At 59.4% G+C, this 5701-nt stretch carries 4 protein-coding genes and 1 pseudogene; 1 reads left to right on the forward strand and 4 read right to left on the reverse strand.

Going from position 1 to position 5701, the window contains the following annotated elements; all coding sequences use genetic code 11:
• The 4 genes from DBR34_RS21725 to DBR34_RS08595 form a co-directional block, all read right to left on the reverse strand.
• Window positions 1-824: hypothetical protein (locus tag DBR34_RS21725; protein WP_219928241.1), on the reverse strand; the 824-nt coding region annotated here is incomplete at its 3' end.
• Window positions 821-1834 (reverse strand): ATP-binding protein, encoded by a 1014-nt coding sequence (locus tag DBR34_RS08585; protein WP_128096478.1) that lies wholly within the window; start codon window positions 1832-1834, stop codon window positions 821-823. The genes DBR34_RS21725 and DBR34_RS08585, both read right to left, overlap by 4 nt.
• A 7-nt stretch (window positions 1835-1841) precedes the next feature.
• Window positions 1842-3326, reverse strand: coding sequence for a hypothetical protein (locus DBR34_RS08590; RefSeq protein ID WP_128096479.1), 1485 nt, complete (start codon window positions 3324-3326; stop codon window positions 1842-1844).
• A 436-nt stretch (window positions 3327-3762) separates the two neighbouring features.
• Window positions 3763-4293: a hypothetical protein gene (locus tag DBR34_RS08595; RefSeq protein WP_128096480.1), complete on the reverse strand. Its 531-nt coding sequence runs from the start codon at window positions 4291-4293 to the stop codon at window positions 3763-3765.
• A gap of 616 nt (window positions 4294-4909) precedes the next feature.
• Here DBR34_RS08595 and DBR34_RS22430 point away from each other — a divergent pair.
• Window positions 4910-5701, forward strand: a pseudogene (locus tag DBR34_RS22430) (site-specific integrase); the annotation flags it as partial.

The raw sequence follows: 5701 nt of genomic DNA on the forward strand, positions 1-5701 counted from the left end.
CGTAGATGGCTTCGCCGGAGGTAGCGGGAAACTGCTCTAAACATAAGCTGGTAGGCGGGGAGCGTATGCTCTGCCGACCACGCCGCTCGATCGTCCCACAGAGATATAAGCTTGGGGGCTGATGGGAAAAAGTGGAAGGTGCTTGGTGCCGGCTCCAGTGCCGCAGCGACCATCGGGTTCGGACTCACCTCAATGGCGCGCCAATACCAGCCGGCCTTCTCACCCAACGACAGGCTTCCCCATAACGGGTGCGCATACCCCGTGCTCGGCGTTTGATATCCAGCGCCGAGCTGGTCAGCTGCCCGCTGCCATGCTTCGAGCTCATTTAACGCCACAGTTGCTAGATTGCCCTTGCTTTCCGCACACAATATGGGGGTGCTTGCGTCGAGCAGGGACTGGCCGCACTGAAGACAGGCGTATGCATTGCAGCTCACGCCTTTTGTATCGAGCGCATTGCCGCAGCTCGGGCACTGCAGCTGAAGCGGTAGACCATGAATGATGCAGTTCCTGAACCTATAGTCCTGCTGATGCGCGTAGTGCATCCCGTAACCAACGCAGACTGGGCAGTAACGAAGCGCGTCCTCAGGAAGCCACCTGCGCGGTTCGGCGAGCAGGCGAGCCACATCACTGAGCCCTTCTTGCACGGCTAGGTGCGTACCTGCACCTGCATCCGGCAAGAGCACCGCTTGGCCGCGCAACTGGTATCGCCACGCTCGCTTGGTCTTTAGCCAAGGTACGCGGGAGTGATTTAGCCAACCCAAAAGCTGAATGATGGACCACGATGAGCAGTGGTCATCGATCAAAAGGCGACTCCAGGTAATCATGCGCTATCCTGGCGATCAGCTCGGCGACGTCGGGCGGCAGACACGAATGCGGGCGGACTACGGGCACCATAGTCGGTATCTTCGATCGCTCGTTCCCAATCGCTGCGGGTTAGCACCAGATCATCGGTATCGCTGGTCTCCGCGTCGAGGCCCACCAGCATGAGCGCTTCGGCTATCCACTGCATGCTCACGCCCTCTCGATCAATCACGCCCCCGGAGCGGGCACGAAACGCCTCAAACATTTCGTCTGCACACTTTGCGAGACGAAACCCCTGTGCGTAAGCACGCGGCCATAGGTACTGGGTGTACGACCAACCAGATCCCGCCGGATACTGCGCTTCCTCGTCACAACAGCGCAGACACACTCGTATATCCGACGCGTCCTGCAGGCTTCGGAACTCGTTGAGTCGCGACATGAACCTCTCACTGAAATCTGGCATCTGGACCTTGAGTCGGTCATGCATGGCGCACAGCTGGCTTTGGCCAAAGAGCACCACCGTCACTTTGATATCTCGAACGGTGAGCCAGTTGACCAAGCGCTTCAGCCAGCCGAGCTCCTTCGCGTGGAGGTTCTGAGCTTCATCAATTACTAGGAAGATGCGTCTTCCGGCGATCGCAAGCGAGTAAAGCGCCCGTTCAAGCTGATTTCGCTTTCCTGTTAGCGTGCGATCAATGCGCCCCTCATAGCCGATCTCGGATAGTAGGTCCTCAATCAGGGCGCCTTCCGCGGGGACCTCTTTGGATGAGGGTTCATAGACAATGAAGCCACAGCTTGGAAACTGAACGGGCGCCAGCTTCCTTAGGGCTGCAATGCAGGAGGACTTTCCGGAGAGTGGGTGCGCCCAGAATGCAACCGAGGATCGCGAACGGCGAGCCTTATCGAAGATGAGTGTCGCCGCCTCCCTCACGGCTGGCGTGGCAAGTATCGCGTTAGCCCTCAGTAACGGATGGTCGGCGAGCAGGTCCGGATAGGTCGCACGGATCGCCGCCAGATTGTCCTTGGCGTGCATAGGTTCCTCACGTTTTCCCAATGACGCTGAAGTCAATTGATGTTGGCTTACGAAGTCGGCGTACAAGCTGCTGTGTGGATTCGCGTTTCGAACGCGCCGGCTGCGGCTGCTCAGAGTTATATCCCTTGCGGGCCTCCTCGGCGACAATGGAAGCTGCTCGCGTCACCCGGGCTGACTTTTCGTTTGCTTCAAGCGCAGCTTGTTCCTGGTCTGCGAGGAACTCTTGGGCTGGATGTTGGTCAAGCAGGTCATGCGCATGCTTGATTTTTGCTTTTAGCAAGCGGCGCATCTCGCGCGAGTGCGGATATCGCCACCGGCTGGAAATTGGCATCAGCTCGTCCAGCATCTCGCCCTCTGCGGTGTAGGCTTTGACGGTAGAAATGTCGTTGGGATCGGCGTGCACTCGGATCTTCTCGCCAACCAGGTCCCACCGTGCCGCGAGCTCCCTGGATGAATACTCAACGGATGCATACGTTATGTATGGCAGCCTACCCTTCGCTTGACTGCCGCGCACGGTAGGCATGCAGATCTCAAGCCTCAGCGGCAGAGACGTAAGGTTATGGGGTGGGCACAGTGGCGGCAGCATCCCGCCGGTGTTGGAATAGAAGTCCAGCAGCTGCTGCGCGGGGCTACTTCCATAATTAGCCTCCGTGGGCTTGTTGTTCCACAGCCCTACCGCCTTAGTCATTGCGTGCGTGATTTCCTTCATGGATATCTTCATGCGTACGGCCGCGCGCTCTGGGTGGATTCGTCGCGTGTCTACCGGATTATTCCCGGTTGTTGCCCGTGAGCGATGGAAGAGCTCTCGTGCCATCCAGCTGAAAACGCGCTCAACCAGACAGCGCCGCTGGGGGTGCTTGATCGCGCCAAAGCTGACAGCGGCACCTGCAGATTCGCGAACCTTGGAGCATACGGAGTCGGACAGGTGCGCCAGTGCGTTGTCAACGAAGAGCGTGTCAAATCCTATTCGAAGTTCGCATTGATTGGTGCGCCGCACTCCCGATAGCAACGCTTCCTTGATCTCAACCGACAGGCACTGGCCTGCAATCGCTCGATCGATGCATTCCAGGAAGTCCGCACTGGATGGCTGGCGACGTACTACCAGATCCCATGCCAAGATGTAGTTGGTGTAGCGGTCCACCGCTACGATCAGCGTCAATCTCCGGCACGGCACAAATTTCGTTCCTTTTGGCGTTTCAATGCCGACCGAGATGATCATGTGCACTTGGTGCTCATCTGCCTCTACCACTTCGAAGGGAGCTTTCGCCTCGATCTTTTCCAATGGCGCCTTGCCCCGCTTGGAGCGATCTCGGCTGATCTCCCCGAACTGAAGCAGCGCTACCCGTTGATGGTTGTCCGCAAAGAATCGCTGCACATAGTGGGCAAGACTGGTGCGGCCTTGGCGCTCTACGCAGAAAGGCCAGTCTGAAGGACCAATGCCCGCATCGGTGCAGAGCCTCAGGAAAACCTGATGTGCTGTGCGTGGCGTCACCCTCCCCCGATCGTTCCCCGCCGGGGCGACACCCGTCGCCAGGTACTTATCCAGGGCGACCCGGATACCCGGACGAACCGTAAACGTTTGGTCAAGTGCGCCGACGTACCCGCCGTGTGACAGATGGGGCATTGAGCGGACAGGGCGTGTTCGAACATGTGGGTTGGTCCGAATCCCCTTTACCAAGCCCATGCAGCCGGCGAGTCGGCCATCGTGCATCACGTGGACACATCGATTCAAGAAGAGCACAACCTGATGGCATTGGTAGCCGTGTCGCTCCTCGATCAATGAAACTGGATCGCCTGCGAGATAGCAAGCAAGCGCAGCCCTGCGACGGTTCCATACAGCTAGATCCTCCGGACCAAGCACGCTGAAATCGAACGACGGCCACGCCGCCATAGATCTGAGTTCGGCGGGCAACGTTTTTCTTGTGTACCTAGGTATGGCGGGCATGATCGAGCCTCATCAGCCGCGTGTGCATAGACCATGGCGCGGTATCTAGGTTGGACAGAAATGAGCGCGCTCGCAACGCCAGTACGGCTGCCCCGATTACTTGCGATGGATGATGGGCATCCAGATCATTGACTAGATTTCCCAAGGTAGTGAAGCGACGAAGCCGGATACAGGATTCCACTTCGTCTGCAAGTGGCGCCAAGTTCACGCCTCCGCAGCGGTGAAAGGCTGCGATGGCTGCCTTCCAGTTTCGGACGCGCAAGGACGCGTCAAGCAGTTCACCAACGGTAATTGATGCGATCGATCGGCCGCAGGCCTCTTGCAGTGCGGAGAGCTTCTTTAAGGCGTTGGTGGAGCCGTCATCTACCACTCTGCCTTGGGATGCCCCATCCTCAAGAACGACGACCGCATCAGCGATTGCATCCACGTCGCCTATCGAGAGGTCAACGTCTGGCCCGGAATACTCGGCTCTGTGGACCGCTGGATCACCTTCGCAGTAGTAGAACAGCAGCATGCTCAGATCGCCACTGAGGGTTACTGCGTGGCTAGAGAGCGGCGACTTAAGATGCCACAGATTCGAAGAATTGCTGGTGCGCGCCTGCCGTACGCCCAGGATGCGTTTTCGCGCTCGCGTCGCCAAACTCATTTCAAGAGATCCAGTCCACGCGTCACTATTCAGACGTCTGCAACTGACGATCAGGGCGACATCGATGTCACTATCTGGGCCCGCCGTGACAAAGGTCGCCTGCCTGATCGGCAGGCCCTAAGAGTTCAGCGCAACCGTACACCCAGACTCTCTCGATGACAATTCCTTCCGCTAACCCAGACGGTCGAAGTACAGATTCAGTTGCAGTTTCCGGACAAAGTACATTTTTAGTGGTCAAGGTCACCCATTCATACTCTAGCAAAACGGGCGCAGTGGTCGGTAAGCCGCTGTTTCGCGGAACCACGCCGGGTACAGAAATAGTTGCCCCGTCATCAGCGGACAATTCTGCCCCGTTGCGGCAGAGATTCTGGTTCGCAAGGCAGACATTCTTGGGCTGCCGCAAGCCGTCGCAGAAATTTCTGGGTGCTAGTTGTCTGGTTGAACAAAGTTCCGCGCTCGGATCGCCCGGGTGCGCCGGGTTCCAATGCAGCCATCTCGCCCCGTACAGCGCCGCTCGACCGACGGCGAATTGGCCTGGGGACTTCCACCAGCCGTCGACCAGGCCTTGGTGGCCGCTGGCCTCAAAGCCAAGGTCGGCCCGTGGACCTTGGCCACCGTGCGCCATCGCGTTGCCGTGCTGTCCACCGCGCACCGACTCAAGCACGTGGCCAATCCCTGCGCGAAGCCTGCGATTCGCACCGTGCTCAGCCGCGCGGCGCGGGCCGCGGTTAAACGCGGCGAGCGCCCACGCAAGAAGACTGCGATCACCTTGGCCGAGCTGGAGGCCATGTTGGCCACCTGCGACGACAGCCTGGAAGGAATTCGGGATCGCGCCCTACTCTGCTTTGGGTTCGCCAGTGGTGGCCGCAGGCGCAGCGAGATCGCTGCCGCCGACCTGCGCGATCTGCGCCGCATCGGTGAAGCGGGCTACATCTACCGACTGGAACACAGCAAGACCCAGCAGGCCGGCGTCACGGCGACTTCGACGCCGGACAAATCGGTGCTGGATCGGGCTGCCGTCGCCCTCCAGGACTGATTGGAGGCCTCCGGAATCACCGAGAGGGCCATTTTTCGGCGGCTGTGGAAGCAGCGGGTCGGCCCTGCCCTGTCCCCGGCCGCCGTGGGTGAGATTGTGCAGCGGCGGGCGCGGCTGGCCGGGCTGGAGGGAGATTTTGGCGGGCACAGCCTGCGGTCGGGGTTCGTGACCGAGGCCAGCCGCCAAGGAGTGGCACTACCGGAGATTATGCAGCTGACCGAGCACCGCTCGGTCTCGAGT

It is taken from the genome of Stenotrophomonas sp. HMWF003, assembly GCF_003061285.1.
GTDB lineage: Bacteria > Pseudomonadota > Gammaproteobacteria > Xanthomonadales > Xanthomonadaceae > Stenotrophomonas > Stenotrophomonas maltophilia_AP.